General features: G+C 46.0%; 18 protein-coding genes. 3 read left to right on the top strand and 15 right to left on the bottom strand.

The features are described from left to right. Positions 1-87: 87 nt before the first annotated feature. The 3 genes from AC1DE7_RS20970 to AC1DE7_RS20960 form a co-directional block, all read right to left on the bottom strand. Entirely contained in the window at positions 88-1,161 is a 1,074-nt protein-coding gene (locus AC1DE7_RS20970; protein ID WP_076327965.1) for a M24 family metallopeptidase, read from the bottom strand. A 39-nt stretch (positions 1,162-1,200) separates the two neighbouring features. Continuing rightward, entirely contained in the window at positions 1,201-1,644 is a 444-nt protein-coding gene (gene aroQ, locus AC1DE7_RS20965) for a type II 3-dehydroquinate dehydratase (protein WP_036614400.1), read from the bottom strand. A gap of 76 nt (positions 1,645-1,720) precedes the next feature. Beyond that, positions 1,721-2,299 (bottom strand): YqhR family membrane protein, encoded by a 579-nt coding sequence (locus AC1DE7_RS20960; RefSeq protein WP_036674985.1) that lies wholly within the window; start codon positions 2,297-2,299, stop codon positions 1,721-1,723. 213 nt (positions 2,300-2,512) lie between these two features. Here AC1DE7_RS20960 and AC1DE7_RS20955 point away from each other — a divergent pair, with 213 nt between their 5' ends. Both AC1DE7_RS20955 and AC1DE7_RS20950 read left to right on the top strand, forming a co-directional pair. Continuing rightward, positions 2,513-3,505 (top strand): DUF1385 domain-containing protein, encoded by a 993-nt coding sequence (locus AC1DE7_RS20955; RefSeq protein ID WP_036674982.1) that lies wholly within the window; start codon positions 2,513-2,515, stop codon positions 3,503-3,505. A 5-nt stretch (positions 3,506-3,510) separates the two neighbouring features. Beyond that, the gene (locus AC1DE7_RS20950) at positions 3,511-3,843 is read left to right on the top strand and encodes a hypothetical protein (protein WP_036614407.1); all 333 of its coding nucleotides are present in this window, start codon (positions 3,511-3,513) and stop codon (positions 3,841-3,843) included. Between the two features lie 61 nt (positions 3,844-3,904). Here the strand turns inward: AC1DE7_RS20950 and AC1DE7_RS20945 are convergent, their stop codons facing one another. From AC1DE7_RS20945 to mntR, 3 genes are all read right to left on the bottom strand, one after another. Continuing rightward, complete coding sequence (locus AC1DE7_RS20945; RefSeq protein WP_036614410.1) at positions 3,905-4,906, bottom strand: patatin-like phospholipase family protein; 1,002 nt, start codon at positions 4,904-4,906, stop codon at positions 3,905-3,907. A 91-nt stretch (positions 4,907-4,997) separates the two neighbouring features. After that, on the bottom strand, positions 4,998-6,608 hold the full coding sequence (locus tag AC1DE7_RS20940) for a family 10 glycosylhydrolase (RefSeq protein WP_127551281.1): 1,611 nt from the start codon (positions 6,606-6,608) through the stop codon (positions 4,998-5,000). A gap of 209 nt (positions 6,609-6,817) precedes the next feature. Next, positions 6,818-7,246 (bottom strand): transcriptional regulator MntR, encoded by a 429-nt coding sequence (gene mntR / locus AC1DE7_RS20935; protein WP_101313616.1) that lies wholly within the window; start codon positions 7,244-7,246, stop codon positions 6,818-6,820. Between the two features lie 192 nt (positions 7,247-7,438). Between mntR and splB the strand changes: the two genes are divergently transcribed. After that, a complete protein-coding gene (gene splB / locus AC1DE7_RS20930) occupies positions 7,439-8,509 on the top strand; it encodes a spore photoproduct lyase (RefSeq protein ID WP_047843632.1) in 1,071 nt (356 codons plus the stop codon). A 145-nt stretch (positions 8,510-8,654) separates the two neighbouring features. On the opposite strand, the gene AC1DE7_RS20925 is transcribed toward splB, so the two are convergent. The 9 genes from AC1DE7_RS20925 to nagZ form a co-directional block, all read right to left on the bottom strand. Continuing rightward, positions 8,655-9,368: a cytochrome c biogenesis CcdA family protein gene (locus AC1DE7_RS20925; protein WP_036614418.1), complete on the bottom strand. Its 714-nt coding sequence runs from the start codon at positions 9,366-9,368 to the stop codon at positions 8,655-8,657. A gap of 49 nt (positions 9,369-9,417) precedes the next feature. Then, on the bottom strand, positions 9,418-10,221 hold the full coding sequence (locus AC1DE7_RS20920) for a metal ABC transporter permease (RefSeq protein WP_017687569.1): 804 nt from the start codon (positions 10,219-10,221) through the stop codon (positions 9,418-9,420). Between the two features lie 52 nt (positions 10,222-10,273). Continuing rightward, positions 10,274-11,050 carry a metal ABC transporter ATP-binding protein gene (locus AC1DE7_RS20915; RefSeq protein ID WP_235193988.1) on the bottom strand — a complete coding sequence of 259 codons (777 nt, stop codon included), beginning with the start codon at positions 11,048-11,050 and terminating at the stop codon, positions 10,274-10,276. Between the two features lie 81 nt (positions 11,051-11,131). Continuing rightward, on the bottom strand, positions 11,132-12,190 hold the full coding sequence (locus AC1DE7_RS20910) for a metal ABC transporter solute-binding protein, Zn/Mn family (protein ID WP_477535096.1): 1,059 nt from the start codon (positions 12,188-12,190) through the stop codon (positions 11,132-11,134). A gap of 244 nt (positions 12,191-12,434) precedes the next feature. Next, positions 12,435-14,459: a methionine--tRNA ligase gene (gene metG / locus AC1DE7_RS20905; RefSeq protein ID WP_445255444.1), complete on the bottom strand. Its 2,025-nt coding sequence runs from the start codon at positions 14,457-14,459 to the stop codon at positions 12,435-12,437. A 502-nt stretch (positions 14,460-14,961) separates the two neighbouring features. Next, positions 14,962-15,213, bottom strand: a complete 252-nt coding sequence (yidD, locus tag AC1DE7_RS20900) for a membrane protein insertion efficiency factor YidD (RefSeq protein WP_017687565.1) — start codon at positions 15,211-15,213, stop codon at positions 14,962-14,964. Between the two features lie 2 nt (positions 15,214-15,215). Beyond that, entirely contained in the window at positions 15,216-15,680 is a 465-nt protein-coding gene (locus tag AC1DE7_RS20895; protein ID WP_017687564.1) for a Fur family transcriptional regulator, read from the bottom strand. A 338-nt stretch (positions 15,681-16,018) separates the two neighbouring features. Continuing rightward, on the bottom strand, positions 16,019-18,274 hold the full coding sequence (locus AC1DE7_RS20890) for a stalk domain-containing protein (RefSeq protein WP_036614422.1): 2,256 nt from the start codon (positions 18,272-18,274) through the stop codon (positions 16,019-16,021). 275 nt (positions 18,275-18,549) lie between these two features. Further along, positions 18,550-20,178, bottom strand: coding sequence for a beta-N-acetylhexosaminidase (gene nagZ / locus AC1DE7_RS20885; protein WP_477535095.1), 1,629 nt, complete (start codon positions 20,176-20,178; stop codon positions 18,550-18,552). Positions 20,179-20,184 lie beyond the last annotated feature (6 nt).

Genomic DNA, 20,184 nt, shown 5'->3' with positions numbered 1-20,184 from the left:
TCTGCACTCTTCGCTATGGTGAAATTTCTTATTTTCAATTTAAATAATAACACATTAAAAATCGTCTTATATCCCTGTGGCTGTAATTTAGCCGATTACGGTGAACTTCTTGTCCGACTTCGTGAGAATATGAATACCCGTCTCGGTAATCACTACGTCATCCTCGATACGCACGCCGCCAAGCCCGTCAATATATATACCCGGTTCAACGGTAACGACCATACCCGGTTTCAATACATCGTCGCTAAGCTTGGACAAGCGAGGAGCTTCGTGAACTTCCATACCCAGACCGTGGCCTGTGCTGTGTCCGAATTGATCTCCATATCCGTGACCTGCAATGATATCACGAGCCAATGCATCTGCTTCCCGTCCGGTCATGCCCGGTTTCAGGTTCTCCAGCGTATGTAACTGAGCTTCCAGTACAATGTCATAAATTTTGCGCAGTTCAGGCACAGGTGTACCCGTTGCAATGGTACGTGTCAGATCTGAACAGTATCCGTCCAAAAGTGCACCAAAGTCAAATGTAATTAACTCATTTTGTCCGATGACCTTGTTGCTCGCTACACCGTGAGGCATAGCAGAACGTTCACCCGATGCTACAATGGTGTCAAACGAAGAGGACGTTGCTCCATGCTTGCGCATGAAAAACTCCATCTCCAGATCCACTTCACGCTCCGTCATACCTGGTTTTGCAAACTGCAAAACGTGGCTGAACGTGGCATCCGCCAGATCTGCTGCTCTCTGCATAACCGCGATCTCATCTTCATCCTTGAACATACGAAGTTGTTCCACGATCCCGGATACAGCTTTCAGTTCGATAGATTGAAGTGCTTCAGCATAAGCGGAATGCGTGCCAAATGTGACACTATCCTGCTCGAAGCCCACTTCTTTGATATTTGCGGATGCCAGTAGTTCACGCACTGTATCCATCGGCTTGGCTCCATGCTCCACAACGGTGAATCCTTTGGCTTGTTGAGGAGCTTGTGACATATAACGGAAATCAGTCAGCAGATATGCATCCTGTTCCGTAATCAGCACATATCCCGCCGAGCCTGTAAAACCCGTCATATAACGACGGTTAATCGGGTTTGTAATCAGCATTGCAGTGAGTTCATGCTCACGCATGGCTTCACGCAACTTATTTACTCGTTTGTTTTCCATCGGTAACCCTTCTTTCTCTCACATTCCCGGGTTCCCGGCTCAGGTTTGTTTGTCCAGATGACGCACAAGAGCCAGCAATCCCAGTTCATAGCTTACTTCGCCAAATCCGGCAATCTGCCCGATTGTTTCCGCTGCAATCACTGAATGATGTCTGAACGCTTCGCGTGCATGAATGTTGGATAGATGTACTTCCACTGTAGGGACTTTTACAGCATTGATTGCATCACGTATAGCATAGCTATAATGGGTAAATGCTCCGGCATTCAGTATTATTCCGTCTGCCTCACCCATCGCTGCATGAATGCGGTCAATGATGTCCCCTTCATGGTTCGATTGATAAAAAGCGATGGAGACGCCAATTTCATCAGCCTGTCTGCGAATTTTGTCCTCAATATCCTTCAGACTAAGCGTTCCATAGATGCCCGGTTCGCGTACACCAAGCATGTTCAGGTTCGGACCATTGATCACAATAATTCGTTTCATCGCTGCTCCACCCTCTCTGCAAATAACCATCTGCTATTTTAACACAGGCATTGCCGGATTGAGAAGCTTTTTTGCGCTATGCCCCCGCTTGCTCCGGCTCGCGTTTGCGTTCGTCCGTGTACTCCATGGCTACCGTGTAACCAATGAACAGCCCCCACAGCAAAAAGAAACAGAGTTCCGTGATGATTGAATCCCACGTTAAACCGTTCAAAGGTTTCATCATCCCCAGTTTTGGTCCGACCAGTATAAAGAGAATCAGCCACCAGACGATTCCATATACCATGCCGGGTAACGGTCCTTTTAGTTTTCTAATCGTGAACGTGTAGAGTAAGGATGCCAAGATGGAAAAGACGATAAAAAACAGCCAGCCTGTCAAATGTCCTGCTGCGGTATATATATATTCATGTTTGAAAAAAGGCTCGGCCAGAAATCCGACAGGTACAATCGTAAAATGCAACAGATAGAATAGCCAATGTAGCCCACCCCAGATAAAACCGGCAAAGAAGCCAAGCTCTAATGCAAAGGAAAATGGCTTCGTATAGTAGTGTGCTTGACCTTGCCTCTGGGTAGGGCGCCTGCCCTTGTCTTTTGGCTGCCGTTCTTTCGGACGTTGACCTTCATCTTGTGATGTATCTTCATGCTTACGTTCTGTCATCGATATTCTCCTTCATTCAGTTGATAATCCCGCATTATGCCTCGAATTTCCGCTCCGATTCTACGAGGTAGTATGTTCAAAACAGGACAATCTTAACAACATCCTTCAAGGTTTGACTCACAAACTAGAAATTGGTCTCAAAATTCGATACAATAGGGTTATTAAACTGCCTTTGATCGCGAAGGCCTAGAACAGAATAGGAAGGTGAATAATTTGCCTCAACAATCCAAGCCTGTCAGCTATGGGGGGCAAGCTGTCATTGAAGGCGTAATGTTCGGTGGGAAACATGTCAACGTTACAGCTGTTCGTAGAAAAGACGGCGAAATTACGTATCTGGAAGTTCCCAAGCAAGACAAGTCCTGGGTCATGAAATTGCGGCGGATTCCTTTATTACGCGGAATTGTCAGCATTATAGATTCAAGTGTCAAAGGTAGCAGACATCTCAATTATTCTGCTGACGCCTATGCTGATGATGAACTGGAACCGGAAGAGAAAGCCAAGCAAAAAGAGAAAGAAAGTTCGGGCTGGAGCCTTAGCATGATCATTGGTGTGACCGCCGTTGCCATCCTTTCATTCCTTTTTGGTAAAGTTGTGCTCACATTGCTTCCTGTTGTTATCGAGAATTTTCTATTCAAAAATGCATTCGACAATCAGTTTTTGCATAATTTACTGGAAGGCGGCATTAAGCTGATCCTGTTACTCGCTTATCTGTGGTTAATCTCACAGACGCCGATGATTAAACGTCTCTTCCAGTATCATGGAGCGGAACACAAAGTAATCAGCGCACATGAAGCTGGTGAAGAACTGACACCGGAGAACGTGCAAAAGTACAGCCGACTGCACTACCGCTGCGGAAGCAGTTTCATTATGTTGACTGTCATTATTGGAGTGTTTCTATACTCCCTCTTCACGTACGATAACCTCTGGGAACGGATGGGTCAGCGTCTGTTGTTATTGCCAGTTGTGCTAGGCATTTCTTTTGAACTGTTAAAGCTCACGAATTCAGTACGTGATATTCCTGTACTGCGTTATCTCGGATACCCGGGATTGTGGCTGCAATTGCTGACAACAAAAGAGCCGACCAACGAACAGGTAGAAGTATCCATTGCTTCGTTTAACCGCATGCGTGAGTTGGATGCCAAGCTTGCCAATGTCTCTGCTACGTCAGAAGTACCTGTTGCAACACTCGATCCTGTGAAAGGGTGAATGATATGAACAAGCAGGCAATCTTATTTTGGACGTTCATCGCACTAGCTGCTGTTGGAGTCTTGACTTGGCTGGGAAACGCTAGTCCATCCAGGATCATTATTCCTCTGGTCGTGTTCGGAGCCGTATTCCTGCTGTACAAATATCCGCCTCGTCGCTGGGCAAGCAAAACCAAATCACCTAAGATTAAGCCATCGGCACGAACCATGGCAAAAGTCAATGCACAGTCCAGTGCCAGAAAGAGCAGCGGCTCTTCAAAGAAACGCAAGGATTATCCTTTCCAAGTGATTCAGGGACAAAAAGGGAAAAGCGATGAAGATATACCGAAATTTCACTAAAAGGTACTGAACAACCAAAAAAGCAATTCTTCCAACATGCGGAGAATTGCTTTTTTCACGTTTATACAGGAATCAGAGGTGGAGCTTCTGCCTGTTTCTTGCGCAATTCTTTTCTTTGTTTGTCCAGCTGTTCATCATACATTTTCATATTCCATCCGTTGAAAAACTCGTTCCCTGCGGTTGCGCCTGATCGATATAAGGCTGTGCTATCCTGTAACGATAAATGAAATTGCGTCGGTTTAATGCCAAGCGTTGGTATCTTCACTGTACGAAACCGGTTAATCTGTTCGATGTAGCGTTCATCATGTGCTGTGAGCATCGTCTCTACAAGGGCCTGAAGCATGCTTAGCGGTCCTTTAATCCGGGCAGGTTCCACTTCCGTCTTCCCCACCATTTTGAATCCGACAACGGGAATGACGTCTCCTCCTCGTTCGGAACGATCACCATCGAAGAGCCACAACGGAAAATTGCTAAGCAATCCACCATCCACGACATACACAAACTGATCTTGAAAAGGAAGTCCTTTGGAGAATACTGGTGATTTGCGTATGACTACCGGATCGAAAAAATACGGGATACTGCAACTCATACGAACCGCCTTTGCAACATCCAGCTTCGCAGGGTCAATGCCGAACCGCCGAATATCGTCTGGCAGCACCAGAATGGTCCCATTGGATATATCGGATGCGGTAATAAGCAACTTACCTTGTGGCAAGTCAGCGAATGTGCGAATCCCTTTCTGCTCCAGCATCTTGCGAATCCATGATTCCAGCGCTTCTCCCGAATACAGTCCTTTCTTCAAGAACAGCCTTGCTGCCGGTCCGATCCATCGGGTATTAAATATGGGGGAACGACGCAGCAATGAAACAAAGGGGGTATTCTCAATAATGACTTTCATCTCCTCGGCCCTGTAACCAGCCGCTAGCAGAGCAGCTACAATGGAACCGGATGATGTGCCTGCCACTCGATTAAACTGAATGCCGCAGTCTTGAGCACCCTGCACAGCACCTGCAAGCGAGATCCCTTTGACGCCTCCACCTTCAAACACCGCGTTAATTAACATAACAAAAAACCCCCGTTCTCCAGGCAGCCACGTTTCTACTGCCACTCTATGAGAACAAGGGTTTGTCTTATCACTATATTGTTAAAATGTTTTATAGACCATAGTAGGCTTTTAATTTGGCAATCAAGCCGAGAGGGTTCTTCGTCAAGTACTGTGAACTAAAGAAAATATCCCCCTTGACCGAACCATACTTCTTGTTGTAATTCAGCTGATCGATGATCTCCTGTGAAGTCTGCCAGCCAATCTCTGGCGTACCTAACTTATAAGGAGAGTGACCGATATACAATTTTACATTTGTGTTAGCCACTTCATTCGCCCACCAGTCCACGACTTTGTCATATCGGGCTACACTCAGTGTCATACTCCAATACACCTGCGGAGCGACATAGTCGATCCACTCTTGGTTAATCCATGTCCGCACATCTGCATTCATGCTGTCATACGCGGTTACTCCTGCTTTGGTATCAGAACCTGTCAGATCAACAGATTTGTTACGCCATACACCAAATGGACTAATTCCATATTCAACGTTAGCTTTCACGCTATGAATGCTCTGCCCGAGCTGCTTAACGAACTGATTGATATTGTCCCGACGCCATTCAGCACGGTCTTTAGTATTTAATGTGTTATAGGTTTTGAAGGCTGCATCATCATTAAAAGTCACATTGGACGGATAGAAATAATCATCCAGATGTACACCATCAATATCATACTGATTGACCACTTCCATGATCGTATCGATAATATGCTGTCTGGCTTCCGGGATACCCGGGTTAATGTACATTTTGCCCGATGCATTCACAATCCAGTCGGGATGAAGCTTCGAGATATGGTTTGCAGCCAAGTTTGATGTACTTGCTGAGTTCGTTGCTCTAAACGGATTAAACCAGGCGTGGAACTCCAGACCCCGTTTGTGTGCTTCCTCAACCATAAACGCGAGGGGATCATAACCTGGATCTTTACCTTGTGTTCCTGTCAATACGCTGTTCCAAGGTACCAGACCTGAAGGATAGATGGCATCCCCATTGGCTCTCACTTGGACAAATACGGCATTAATGCCCATACCTTGCAACGTATCTAGCTGTTTCGTATACTCCTGTTTTTGCTTCTCTACATTTCCCTTGGCACCGGATGTAGGCCAGTCTCCATTCACAGTGGAAATCCAGGCTCCCCGCATCTCTTCAGAAGCTGGTACAGTGCCCGTGCCTCCAGGCTCCGCTGGGGTTACCGGGGTTGGTTCAGGAGTTGGGACTGATTCGTCTCCTGTGTAAAGATCAATGGTCTGGGCAGCCTGATTCCAGTTCACTCGAATGCCCAGGTTCTCACTGACGAATCGAATGGGTACCATGACTCGACCTTGTTTCAATTCGACCGATGCATCCAGACCAACTACAGCGTTATCCACCGTCGCCTGCTGGCGTCCGCTCGTCATAGAGATGACCGAATCGGATTTCTGAATGGTCACGGTACGAGTAGCTTGAGACCATAGAACAGACGCACCCAGTCCTTCGCTAATAACACGCAGAGGCACCATCGTTACATTTACTTTGGGCAAGATGTAGGGTGATACATCCGATTCCAAACGGTTGCCGTCTAGAAAAATAGCGATTTCCTTCTGCCCGGCCGCTTGTGCCGTCATGCCTGCTGTCTGTAATCCAAGTACAAAAATGAGCAGCAACATCAATCCTTTACGAACGTTCATTAGTGCAGTCCTCCAAAATCATTATAAATTTGCGGTAAATTCTACTAGTTTAATAGACGCTCTTACCGTTCGTTTAGTTGCGAAAATCACCAAATTTTGGTGTGATTGCAGACAAAAAAATGCTTCCTGCCATTGAAACGGCAAGAAGCATCCTTTGATCACGGGATACGATTCATTGTATAGCACCATGTGTATTCCACTGCTGAAACTTAAGACTCCGTATTACTCATGATGTCCTGAAGGTTTTTGAGGTCACGCAAACGGCTCTCATCCTGACGGAAGTATTCAACCAAGGACTCGATGCATGTAATGGAGTCCCAGCTCAGATGATGTTCAATGCCTTCAACATCATTGTAGATATTTTGTTCCTGAACACCAATCGTTGTCAAAAATTGTTCAAGCAGATGATGGCGCTCCATCAAACGTTTGCCCATCTTTTTGCCTTTTGGCGTAAGCACCAGTCCGCGGTACTTTTCATAGATCAGGTACTCGTCTTTGTCCAGCTTTTGGATCATCTTCGTCACCGATGAAGGATGTACTTCCAGTCCTTCAGCTATATCAGACACACGAGCATAGCCCTTTTCATCAATTAATTTGTATATACGCTCCAAATAATCTTCCATACTGGGCGTTGGCATCTGCTTCCCTCTTTTCTCTCTGACCGGCCCCTATTCGTGCCTGGTCCCTATCTTATAATGATACATGTTATCAATACGCATTGGCAAGTCCTGTACAGTTCGGAGCGCGCTGTTACACAAGTAATTGGCAGGCGTGACTTCTCCCCAAACGAGGCAAACTAAACAAAGTTCCGCATCGAAAGGAGTGATTTCGTGAGTACAAGTGTAGCCTCACCGCCAGTTCGTAAAGCAAAAGGTACTAAACCCTTTATTCCCGATTTGGTGTATTTTGAACCCGGTGCGTTGGAATATGATAAAGGCAAAAGGATTATGGAATGGGTGACATCCAAAAACATACCTTATCAGATGACCACATCCCATAACCGAATCACAAACTTGCCGGGTGAAACCGAACAAGAAAAATATCGGATGGCAAAGCGTACTCTGGTCGTTGGTGTGCGCAAAACACTCAAGTTTGACCAGTCGAAACCTTCAGCGGAATATGCCATTCCCATCTCTACAGGCTGTATGGGGCACTGCCATTATTGTTATCTTCAAACTACACTTGGTGCGAAACCTTATGTCCGTGTCTATGTCAATACCGAGGAGATCATTCAGGCTGCCAAAGGATACATTGAAGAACGCGCGCCTGAAATTACACGATTTGAAGCTGCCTGTACATCTGATCCCGTAGGACTCGAGCATATCACGGAGAATTTAAGTGACCTGATTCGTTTTATGGCGGAAGAAGAATATGGACGCCTGCGATTTGTAACCAAATATCATCACGTTGATCCGTTGCTGAACATTAAGCATAACGGCCACACCCGTATCCGGTTTAGTGTCAATTCGGATTATGTTATCAAAAACTTTGAACCGGCTACCTCCAGATTTGAGGAACGCATTGAAGCTGCTGGCAAAATTGCACATGCCGGTTATCCCCTGGGATTCATTATCGCTCCGATCATGTGGTATGAAGGCTGGGAAGAAGGATACTCGGATCTGTTGCAGAAGCTGGCAGATACGCTTCCAGAGGAAGCAACCAAGGATCTTACCTTTGAGATGATCCAGCACCGTTTTACCAAAACGGCCAAAGCAACCATTGAGAAACGTTATCCTAAAACCAAGTTGGAGATGGATATCGAGAAACGTAAAATGAAATGGGGCCGCTGGGGTCAGTACAAGTATGTGTATAAGGATGACCAGCAAGATGCGCTGCGCGAATTCATTACGGAACGGATCTTCGAACATTTCCCACTAGCCAGTATTGATTACTTCACCTAAACGAACAACAGGATTCCCCAAAATCATATACAGTTAAAAGCATTCCTAACAAACGATTAAAAAGCAGGTTACATGACCCAGATTGACTCTGGTAACATGTAGCCTGCTTTGTCATGCATTTTAAATTCAAATTCAGTTCATCCGTTTAAATGATCATCCAGTCTGGTGTAATCTGTTGCAACCAGATCGTAATCTTCGTCATCTGATCTGTAAAAAGCAATACCCCAAGGAACAACATTAATGCTCCCCCGACTTTCATCATGACATTGGAATACCGTAAGATCCAGCGTGTTGAACCGATGAAAAAGGCCAAAATGAAAAACGGGATTGCAAACCCTGCCGTATAACCTGTAATCAGCGCCAGCCAGGTTGTGGGCTCACTTGCAGCCATAGCAATGATTGCTGTTAGAATAGGGCCAATACACGGCGACCAGCCTGCTGAGAAACCGATACCAAATATAAAAGAGCCCAGATAGCCTGCAGGTTTCCATTTCATATCCAGCTTGCGTTCCTTCATCAGAAACTGTGGCTTGAACACACCAAGTAAAAACAACCCCATAAGCATAATCAAAATAGCAGACAATTGCCGAATCAGTTCTCGGTTATCATTGAAAAATTGGCCAAACAGTCCAGCACCCAGGCCAAGCGAATAAAATACAGCCGAGAAGCCTAAAATAAACGCCAGCGTATGCGTCATTGTCTTAAAGCGGACTTCGCGCTGATTGCGGTCATCCTTCAATTGTTGCACCGTCATACCTGTAATGTAGGAGAGGTATGATGGATACAACGGAAGACAACATGGTGATATAAATGAGACCAAACCTGCTACAAAAGCCATCCATACATTAACATCAGGCATGAAGCGGATGTCTCCCTTCCCCGGGCTCTCGTGCTTGTTCGTTTAGCCGTCAGGCTCGGAACCCTTTTTTTCCAATCATCGTCAGAATCAGCATCATGATCAGCAATAATACAATCGTTGCTCCAGGTGCGAGGTTCCAGATACCTGCTACAACCAGTCCAAGGACTACGGCAATTTCGCCAATCACCACGGACAAAATAATGGCGGATTTGAAACTTCGGGCCATCAACAGGCTGACCGCTACCGGGATGGTCAATAGCGCTGACACCAGGAGCGCACCGACAATCTTGATCGCCGTGCTTATGACAAGTGCTGTCATCACAGTGATTAACATGTTCAGAATTCTCACAGGCAACCCTGTAACCGCTGCCGCATCTTCCTCAAAGCTAAGCAGGAAAAATTCCTTATGTAACAATGCCACTACAATCACCACGATCAGCGTAACCACACCTACGAGCTTCAGATCCGTAGCGTCTAATGTATATATACTGCCGAACAAATAACTCATGACATCTGCATTATATCCTTTGCCCAGCGTAAAGAACAAGGAAGCAAGAGCCACGCCACCGGACATGATAATGGCAATCGATAATTCGGCGTAACTCTTGTACGCTTTGCGCAATTTCTCTATCGCAAATGAAGCAAGCACGGCAAATATCAAGCCCACCGCAATGGGATACACTTCAATCAGGAATCCAAGTGCAACACCGGCAATGGTCACATGAGACAAGGTGTCTCCGATCATGGATAACCGCCGCAAGACCAGGAACAGTCCGATTAACGGAGCGGTAATGCCAATTAACAATCCACCCGCCAGGGCACGCTGAAAAAAATCACTCATTAATATTTCCAAAACAAACACGACTCCTTCGGCCTTACTCTAATCTAATGGACCATAAATACGGCTAGCGTACCTGTGCAGTGGTATGTTGCAGATTGGTCTCAGCACAATCCTGTACCTCATGCGAATGACGGACATGAAAATTAATTTTGCCATTCGTTACCACAGCTTCAGAACCCAGATAACTCTCCATCCGATCCATATCATGAGACACCATTAGAAAAGTCATTCGGTGATGTTCATGCATATGCGTAATCAGTTCAAAGAAACTGGCCTGTGATTCAGCATCAATACCTACGGTAGGTTCATCCAGAATCAACAGATCAGGGTGATTGATAAGCGCTCGTGCCAAAAATACACGCTGCTGCTGTCCGCCGGACAATTGACCAATACGTTTGTTCGCCAGATCCTCGATCCGCATGACCTGCATCGCATCCGTGCACTGTTGCTGACATTTGCGAGACATACGACGGAACATGTTTTTGTTATTATACAAGCCTGACATGACCACTTCACGAACGGTCGCAGGAAACAACGGGTTAAATGCATTCTTTTGAGGCACATACCCGATTCGGTCCCAGTCCTTGAACCTGCGGATCGACTGTCCGAATAGTTTGATATCTCCCTGCGCAGGAGGAAGAAGTCCTACCAGCATGCGCAGCAATGTCGTTTTACCCGCCCCATTGGAACCGATAATCCCGACAAAGTCCCGTTCCTGGGCCATAAAATCGAGATTCTCAATCACTCGCTGGTCCCCGTAGGAAAATGATAGTTTCTCGATCTCTATAATTGGATCATGACATAGTGGCATGATTTGCTGCATGGCAAAGCCGCCCTTCATTATATATAAGAATCCCATAGCGTCCTAAGAGCCTTCACCGTGAACGGTAAAGACTCTTCGATCTGAATTCTTCATTATATCTTATTTTAATGCGATCAGGAGATTTTGCAAATTTTTCTCCATGAGGGTGAAATAATCATCCCCGTTTGTTGCCTGCTCCTTGGTCAATCCCTCAACCGGATTAAGGACCATGGTCTCCACTCCTGCTTCACTTGCCAGTGTTTTCGCCAATTTGTCAGATACCAGCTCTTCGAAGAAAATGTATTTAATGCCTTCATCTTTAACGAGTTTCGCAAGCTTCACAATATCCTGTCCTGTCGGTTCAGCATCCGGGGAAAGTCCCATAATGGCATGCTGGGTTAATCCATAATCACGTGCAAGGTAGCCAAACGCTTGGTGCGAGACAACAATCTCGTTGTTTGGTACGTTAGCCAATTCATCTGTAAAACGCTGATCCAGCGTCTCAAGCTTCGTACGAAGCTCTTCATAACGTTGTTCGTAACCTGCTTTGTGATCAGGGTCTGCCTCGACCAGACTATTTTTGATGTTTTCAGCCATGATCATGGCTGATTTCGGACTAACCCACGTATGTGGATCAATATGATGATCAGCGACATCTTCACTGGTAGCCTCATCTGTATGTTCATCTGCATGCTCGTCTTCGTGCTCTTCACCGTGACCGTGCCCATCATCACCCTCAGCAGTTAACAGTTTAACCCCTTCGCTAACGGCAACAGACTTCACCTGTGTATCGCTATTCAGCGACTTCAGGAAATTTGGCACCCATCCTTCCAGTCCAGCTCCATTATAGAGAAACAGCTGTGCCTTGGACGTATTAACAATATCCTGACTCTTCGGAGTCCAGTCATGTGGCTCTACTCCCGTTGGCAGCAGGTTAATAACATTGGCATCCTCACCACCGATTGCAGTCGTAAAAGCATACACAGGATAAAATGTCGTCACAACGTTTACCTTGCCTTCCACAATCTTCGCACTATTGGAACTATCCTGCCCACAAGCTGACAATACCAGCAAAGTGAGAATAAGCAAACCCGTCCACAGCAACTTCATGTTGCCTCTTTTGCTCGTATTCCCTATCCGGTTATCCTGAGCTTGATGTTGCACTTTATAAAATGTCATTATGATTCACTCCGCATCTCTTAATCGTAAACATTACTGAAAGAATTATAGGTAACCTGAACCTACTTGTCAAGCTATCCCGTCCTATTTATTCTTTCCTGAAGTACGGAGTTCATAACAGTATATGCTTGTTCTCTTCCCGTCAGATACGAATTATATCAACAAAAAAAAGGGACCCGAATTATATCGGGCCACCTTGAGTCATTTTTATGACAGACTTTGAATCAATTTCATAACTCAATTCTTATTTCACTTGTGCGCCATTAGGCATATTGTCCGGCACTGTTGCCAGTGTAAGTTGGTCGCCATGGGATGCTGCAAGGATCATACCCTGAGACAGTTCACCACGAAGTTTCACCGGTTTGAGGTTCGTGACACAGATGACTTTGCGTCCAACCATCTCTTCTGGCGAATAGAACTTCGCAATTCCAGATACGACCTGACGCTGCTCATAACCCAGATCGAGCTGCAATTTCAGCAACTTATCCGCTTTTTTGACCGGTTCGCAGGCAATGACTTGCGCGACACGCAGTTCAACTTTGGCAAAATCGTCAATACCGATCTCTTCCGTACCTTCAGGTGCGGTTACCGGTTCAACAGGTGCTGAAGCTCCAGCATCTGCTTGACTTGCTTCAGGCTGTGCTGCTTTTTGGCCACCAGTCATTGCTTCGGAGATATAAGCAATTTCCTGTTCGGAATCCAAACGCGGGAAGATTGGATCACCTTTTTGCAATGCGTTTCCAGTTGGAACCAGACCCCATTGCTTGGCTGTATCCCAAGCCGTAAGTTCACCTTCCTGAATGCCGAGCTGTGCCCAGATTTTATGAGGAGCACGTGTCAGGAACGGTTGCAACAGAATCGAAGCAATTCGCAAGCTTTCGATCAGATGAGCCATAACGGATGCCAATTCATCACGTTTTGCTTCATCACGAGCCAGCGCCCATGGCTGCGTCTCATCAATATATTTGTTGGTGCGGCTGACAAACTGGCTGATCGCTGTCAGTGCTACGGAAAACTGCAGGTTTTCCATCGCCTGTTCCACTTTTTCCACTGTAGCATGGCCTGCTTCTTCCAGCGAAGCATCAAATTCCGTTACATTTGAAGCAAACGCAGGGGCTTTGCCTTCAAAATATTTGTCTACCATGGCAACGGTACGGTTCAACAGGTTACCCAGATCGTTTGCGAGGTCGGAGTTAACACGCTCTACGAAGCTCTCCGGTGTAAACGTACCATCGGAACCAAACGGTACTTCACGTAGCAGGTAATAACGCAGTGCATCGAGACCGTAACGGTCAATCAGAGTCACTGGATCAACGACATTACCTTTGGATTTGGACATTTTGCCGTCCTTCATCAACAACCAGCCGTGTGCAAACACTTTCTTCGGCAAAGGCAAGTCCAGCGCCATCAACATAATTGGCCAGTAGATCGTATGGAAACGAACAATTTCTTTACCTACCAAATGTACATCCGCAGGCCAGAACTTGTTATACAGGGATGCATCGGATGAACCGTAGCCCAGTGCTGTAATATAGTTGGACAACGCATCAATCCACACATAAACCACGTGTTTTGGATCGCCTTTAACTTTGACGCCCCATTCAAATGTAGTCCGCGATACGGCCAAATCTTCAAGACCTGGCTTGATGAAGTTGTTGATCATCTCGTTCTTACGGGATTCCGGCTGAATAAAGCCCGGGTTCTCTTCATAATATTTCAACAAACGATCTGCATATTTGCTCATACGGAAGAAGTAAGATTCTTCTTTGACCAATTCAACCGGGTGTCCGCTATCCGGGCTCTTGGCCGAGATAATCTCACCCTTCTCATTTTTCTCTACATCCACCAGTTGAGTCTCTGTGTAATACGTCTCATCCGGAATGCTGTACCAGCCTTCGTACTCCCCTTTGTAGATATCTCCCTGTTTCAGCAAACGGTCAAAGATATCCTGAACAATGGTTTTGTGACGTTCTTCGGTTGTACGGATAAAGTCGTCATTGGAAATGTCCAACTTGTTCCACAGTTCCTTGATCCCCACAACGATATCGTCGATAAAAGCTTGCGGTGTCTGTCCTTTCTCTTGTGCCTTGCGCTCAATCTTCTGGCCATGTTCATCGGTTCCTGTCAGATAATGAGCATCGTAACCGCGTAGACGCTTGTAACGAACCATCGCATCTCCCGCCACAGTTGTATACGCATGCCCAATATGCAATTTGTCACTCGGATAATAGATCGGGGTTGTCAGATAAAATGTTTTTTGGTCAGCCATGAATGACTTCTCCTCCTTCAAATGTTCCTGCTTCATGTGATCCCTTCGTCCAAAACAACTAAAAAAGAACACAAAAAACTCCCGCCCCTATGGGACGAGAGTTGCTCTCACGTGTTACCACCCAAATTCCCCATGTTTTTCGCAAAACACAGGCTCTGTCGGTCCTTCGACCGCCCATTAACGCTGGATCACGCCTCAGCCTTACGACAACAGCTCTGAAATCACTGTCTGCACGCTCGAAAGAGGTTCCTCCGGGACCATATTCCATCCTCCTCCCAGACCGGTTCTCAGCTCATCCGGCTCTCTGCACTGGGGGTGTGTCTGTACTTATCCCTTCACTGGAAATCATATAGAAGTTGTTCAAAAAGTTAAAACTAGACTTATTGAACTCGCATATATAGGAAAAATATACTGAAATGCGGACCCCTTTGTCAAGTGGACAGCATACTCAAGTTCAATCCTGGCCTGCTTCCATACCACCCGAATACTTCAGGCAACATCGTTACTCTGATACCATCATAGACTTTTCCGCCTTTGGTGGCACCAGATCTACACCGCCTGGATGAAACGGGTGACATTTGGCAATACGTTTCGCTGTTAACAACGAACCTTTGAGCGCACCGTGCACTTCAATCGCCTCCATGGCGTAAGCCGAACAGCTCGGATAGAACCGACATGTTGGCGGTGTTAATGGAGAGATATAGTTGCGGTACACCCGAATGGGTGCCTGAGCAATTCTGCGCGATAACTTCATGGTCAGTGCTTCCCATGAGCGTGCGTGTGTCCCGATGCCGCTTTGGCCGGAGCATGCTCTGCACAGTCCTTACAATATCCAAATACCTCGAACTTGTGGTCTACAACCTGAAATTGCTCAGGCGCATCCGCAAGCTGCATCGGGCAAAAAATTATAGGATATGTCTTCTGACACTTCAGACAGATCATATGATGGTGATGATGATCTTCACTACAGTGCGCTTTGAATTTAACGCCATCTTCGAAGATGACCTGTTCCAGTACACCCAGTTCCTGCATCACCCGCAAATTACGATATACTGTGTCAAAACTCAGTCCGCTGTAAGTCTTACCCATATATTCATAGACGTCCTTGGGTGTAAGATACCCCGGAGACTCGGCAAATAACCGGGCCAGTGTTTTCCGCTGATCGGTAATGCGAAGCCCCTGTGAGGACATGGTCGAAATAATCTGTTCTGTCGACAGCATGATCTAAAGCACCTCCTGTCATACGAGCATTTTGCATCATTCATAGAGCGACAGTTTATTCGGCAAAAGCGAAACCTTTTGCTTTCTTGTATACCTCTAATAATGCATCAAATTACGATTAGAGTCAACGAAGACACCGGGTTAGGTCATTTTAACATCACATAAAAAGGACTCCATGCACATGCATTGCCATTAGTCTAGCTTGAGCTAATGACATTGCATTTTGATGGAGTCCCTTCCTGACGGTTCAGATGATCAATCGTTCGGGCGACTTTTGGGGTGAACGGGTATATATGATATAAGCTTTCACTCCAAACCGTCCGTGCAGGTTCATATTATTACTTTTCAGCCGGAAGCGGCGTGAACAGCAGGTTAACAGGCAAGTTACTTCCTGGTGCCGCCGAGAAGAGAATGGTTACACTCTCGCCGTACGAACCTGTGCGATACATAACGCTTTGCTCATTAGGTGCAGTTACAGATTTACCTGTGGAAATCTGAACGACCTGTCCATTCACGAGTGCCACACCTGAATATCTGCCTCCACGAGGGTTGAATGAAATTAAAGTGCGCGGAGCAACATTATTCAATGTGATTTTGTACAATACACCGAAGTTACCTGCGTTGGACGCTTCAGTGAAAGCCATAGGGTCCGTTCCCACAAGGTTTGGATCACTTGCATTGTCTCCAAGTGGAAGACGTGCAGGTTTCGACCCTACTTCTTGGTCATACGTAATGATCCGTGTTGCATTTGGATAGGTACCACGGTTGTGAACTCCATCACGATCCAGAACCGGCAGGCTCGATAACACTTCCATCGGGTCCTTGTTTTCTTCGATCATGATAATGTTGTAATCCAGTTCATAGTCACTGAATACATCCGAATACAAGGAAATGACTTGTCCCTGTTTCATCGGAAGAACGCTCAGATCATTAAGAATCAGCTTGCTTTCTCCTGGCTGGATGTACACTTTCTTTTGTCCGGTACCATTCTGCATCGACTGGAACCAACGGTCAATGGACAGCTTTCCAGCTACCGTTGCAAAAGGAGACGGTCCTGCAAAACCCATGTTTTGCTGGTCAATGGATGCCGTGTATGCATTGTTGTTTGTCGCTACAACATACATTTTTACGCTTTTGCCCGTGTTGTTCACATGGTGAATCATGAAGCGTGTCTGTCCAAAGGAAGATTCCTTGTACACAATGCCTTCCGTATTCACGGTTTCAGGGCTGTTACTGCGGATCAGCAGACTTGGTTCATCATAATAAGTGAAAGGTACTTTCTCCAATGCCGGTACTCCACCACCGTCAAAAGTGAACTTCTCACCGACTGGTGTGAACAATTGATTAAAGTCAGTCACACTATAAAGTGTTTCTCCCGTAATATTGATCATCTTGGTATAGCTATCGCTAGCACCATGTTTATCGGTAACTGTAATCGTTACGGTCTTCGGTCCTGGAACAAAGAATGCAAGTGCATTGTTATCCCATTCGGTCTTAACAATTGCATTCTCATCATCTGTGCTTTGATCAATATAAGTGATTTTCTCACCCATTTTGTATTCTTCTTTATCTGTCGTAAACATTGCGACAGGTGGCAGATTCGGTCTTTCAACCTTAATCGTAACCGAATACGGATCGCTCCATTGACCACTTGAATCCTGGACCGCATAGGTTACTGTGTATACACCTGGTTGGTCGAATGAATCCTGACGGCCTGTCCAACGCTCATCTACAATGCTGAGTCCCTTGGGAGAGCTGGATCTGGTTGTGTAGGTTACCTGGTCTCCGGCAAAAACCTCTTTTTGTACCGTGAAGCTTGCCACCGGTTTGGTACTCAGATTCAATACAACCGTTTTGGCAGATTGATTTACTTTATACGTAATGTCCAGAGCCTGTGTAATTGAAGTCAACGGCACCATGAACGTATTTTTTTGTTGATAAGCCGCGCCCTTCATCGTTCTGGACACACCATTAACGGTATAGATCTTGCTGTTTGTTTTGAAACGCAGCTCATCTTCACCACTAATAATGATCGTTTCTTTAGTTGTGTTATCATATTTGACATCATAGCCAACCCGATCAACGAGAGCACGGATCGCTACATAGGATACACCATTTTTTACAGCCATCGGCTGTCCAGCAAGATATGTTTTGCCATCTTGCATCATTTTATTACTGTTCATATAAAGAGTGAGGTCTCCACCCCGGCCTCCAGCAACAGATGAACCGCCTGTAGATGGTTGCTCCACTTCTACTGGTGCAGGTGCTGGTGTTTCCTCAGCTGTACCTTCTTCGTCCATAGGTTCAATTACCGGCTCAACAGGAGTCGCGTCTGTTCCTGTAGGAACATCTGTCTCAGGAGGGTTCACTTCTTCAGTTGTTTCATTATTTGATGTTGGAGTGTTTGTTCCGGATTTCACTTCGGATTCCGCGATGGTCTGTTCTTTCTTCACAACCTCCACGGATTTAACTTTGGCTGTATTCACTGATGTAGTATCGCTCTGATCTGCTGATTGTGCATTGGCAGGAATCACTGCAAACGCCTGAAACACAGCAAAAGCGGTAAGTATGGACAATTTCTTCTTCAAATTCATTCTTTGTCTTTGGCTCCTTCTGCTCCCATTTTATAAATATCCCCCTCAAAAAGTCATATTATTAGACGCTTGGAACCGGGAAAAGTTGCTAAAAAGTTAAGAGGAGAATTGTAAACTTTTAATAGAAGGAAAATACTATGAAAATAGTTATCTATCAATTATCTTTTTGGCATTCATATCCCAAAATTAACCAATAGAAAATTCCAACAAAAAAATCTCTCCAGGAGATGGTCAATTAGCACCATATCGCAGAGAGATGTAAGGATTAAATAGGTCTAGCGCAAACGGACAGGTAGACTTCCTGTTGGCTGCAGTCCACCGGTTAACACATGGGACAGTACCCGAACAACTGCAGGTGTATTCTCATACGTACACACATAACTTCCCGGCCTCGAAATCTCCAGCAGATCATATGGATTGCGCAGAGCAATTACAATCAGCGAATGATTCTTACTAAGCTTTTCAACCAAATACTGTTGCCCTTTCGGAAGATGACCTGCCGATGTGTACGTACATACGATAACTTGTTCACTATCTGACACATCAGCCAATATCCGATCTGCTTCATCATAAGTGGGCTGCGTTGTAATTTTATGCTCACGAACTCTGCCTCGCAGCTGCGATAACGCAATACCCAGCGATTCAGTATGGGACCATGGTTCATCCACCTCTGTCCGCTGCACAACCTCAGGCCAGATGACATATACGCCCTTCTCTGGGTCCAACGGCAACAGCCCATCATTATGAACGATGGTAATACTGCTTGAAGCAATCTTGAACAACGTCAATTCGTTGGGCTCAGTGGGTTTAGTGCAATCAACAGGTTCGACATCGGTTGCTTCGACCGTTTCACTCGCTTTCGGCGAAACCAGATGATCATTCTGCTGCCCACAGCGCTTTTTTTTCCATGTCATAATGCGTTCAACCGCCTGATGAATAACCTCTTCCGAGATCCGGCCCGTTCGAACTGCTTCCACAATGGCTTCCAGCGCAGCAACCTGATCTTGCAAGGTATGACTCACCAGAATCAGATCTGCTCCTGCTTCCACAGCACGAACGGCAGCTTCAGCTACCCCATATGGCTTGGATATCGCATGCATTTCAAGACAGTCTGTAATAATAATGCCTTCAAAACCCATTTCCTCACGTAGCAGACCCGTTAACACCTTATATGACAACGTAGCCGGAATGGGCTCGGGTTCAATCGAAGGGAACATCACATGAGCTGTCATGATAGCATCAACTCCGGCCTCAATCGCCTTGCGGAACGGTAACAACTCCATCTGTTCCAGCCTGTTTCGATCATGAGGTACCGTAACCATACCAAGATGAGAATCTACAGCGGTATCTCCATGTCCAGGAAAATGTTTGGCAGTAGTAGCTATGCCCTGTGATTGATATCCGGTGATGGCTGCTACGCCATGAGCGGCCACACTTTCAGCATGTTCACCATACGAACGCACACCGATAACCGGGTTAAGCGGGTTGTTATTCACGTCGACCACTGGCGCAAGGTTCATATCAATACCGATGTTTTTTAACTCACAACCCAGAATTCGAGCACACTCCAGTGTATATTCCGGATTGCCTGTCGCACCAAGTGCCATATTACCCGGCACTTGGGTCATTCCCTCTTGGTCAATCCGTGCAACCATGCCACCTTCCTGGTCCACCGAAATCATGAGTGGTAGGGCCCCCGCTTCAGCAGCCATATCTTGCAGTTCGGCGGACAGCCGTGTCAATTGATCTACACTTTCGACATTACGCCGGAAATAAATGACGCCGCCGACGTGATAGTCACGGATTAAGCGAGTAACCTGTTCATCTGCGTGCTGACCGTGAAATCCACACATCAACAATTGTCCTACCTTTTGCTCCAATGTCAGATCATTCAAGGGTTTCATTCGACC

This window comes from Paenibacillus sp. 10L310 (assembly GCF_056395745.1).
This window is presented reverse-complemented; position numbering and strand designations above follow the sequence as displayed.

Excerpts from the sequence above, each read along its gene's own strand:
- AC1DE7_RS20970 (WP_076327965.1), bottom strand. The coding sequence starts at position 1,161 with ATGGAAAACAAACGAGTAAATAAGTTGCGTGAAGCCATGCGTGAGCAT.
- aroQ (WP_036614400.1), bottom strand. The coding sequence starts at position 1,644 with ATGAAACGAATTATTGTGATCAATGGTCCGAACCTGAACATGCTTGGT.
- AC1DE7_RS20960 (WP_036674985.1), bottom strand. The coding sequence starts at position 2,299 with ATGACAGAACGTAAGCATGAAGATACATCACAAGATGAAGGTCAACGT.
- AC1DE7_RS20950 (WP_036614407.1), top strand. The coding sequence starts at position 3,511 with ATGAACAAGCAGGCAATCTTATTTTGGACGTTCATCGCACTAGCTGCT.
- AC1DE7_RS20945 (WP_036614410.1), bottom strand. The coding sequence starts at position 4,906 with ATGTTAATTAACGCGGTGTTTGAAGGTGGAGGCGTCAAAGGGATCTCG.
- AC1DE7_RS20940 (WP_127551281.1), bottom strand. The coding sequence starts at position 6,608 with ATGAACGTTCGTAAAGGATTGATGTTGCTGCTCATTTTTGTACTTGGA.
- mntR (WP_101313616.1), bottom strand. The coding sequence starts at position 7,246 with ATGCCAACGCCCAGTATGGAAGATTATTTGGAGCGTATATACAAATTA.
- AC1DE7_RS20925 (WP_036614418.1), bottom strand. The coding sequence starts at position 9,368 with ATGCCTGATGTTAATGTATGGATGGCTTTTGTAGCAGGTTTGGTCTCA.
- AC1DE7_RS20915 (WP_235193988.1), bottom strand. The coding sequence starts at position 11,050 with ATGAAGGGCGGCTTTGCCATGCAGCAAATCATGCCACTATGTCATGAT.
- AC1DE7_RS20910 (WP_477535096.1), bottom strand. The coding sequence starts at position 12,190 with ATGACATTTTATAAAGTGCAACATCAAGCTCAGGATAACCGGATAGGG.
- metG (WP_445255444.1), bottom strand. The coding sequence starts at position 14,459 with ATGGCTGACCAAAAAACATTTTATCTGACAACCCCGATCTATTATCCG.
- yidD (WP_017687565.1), bottom strand. The coding sequence starts at position 15,213 with ATGAAGTTATCGCGCAGAATTGCTCAGGCACCCATTCGGGTGTACCGC.
- AC1DE7_RS20895 (WP_017687564.1), bottom strand. The coding sequence starts at position 15,680 with ATGCTGTCGACAGAACAGATTATTTCGACCATGTCCTCACAGGGGCTT.
- AC1DE7_RS20890 (WP_036614422.1), bottom strand. The coding sequence starts at position 18,274 with ATGAATTTGAAGAAGAAATTGTCCATACTTACCGCTTTTGCTGTGTTT.
- nagZ (WP_477535095.1), bottom strand. The coding sequence starts at position 20,178 with ATGAAACCCTTGAATGATCTGACATTGGAGCAAAAGGTAGGACAATTG.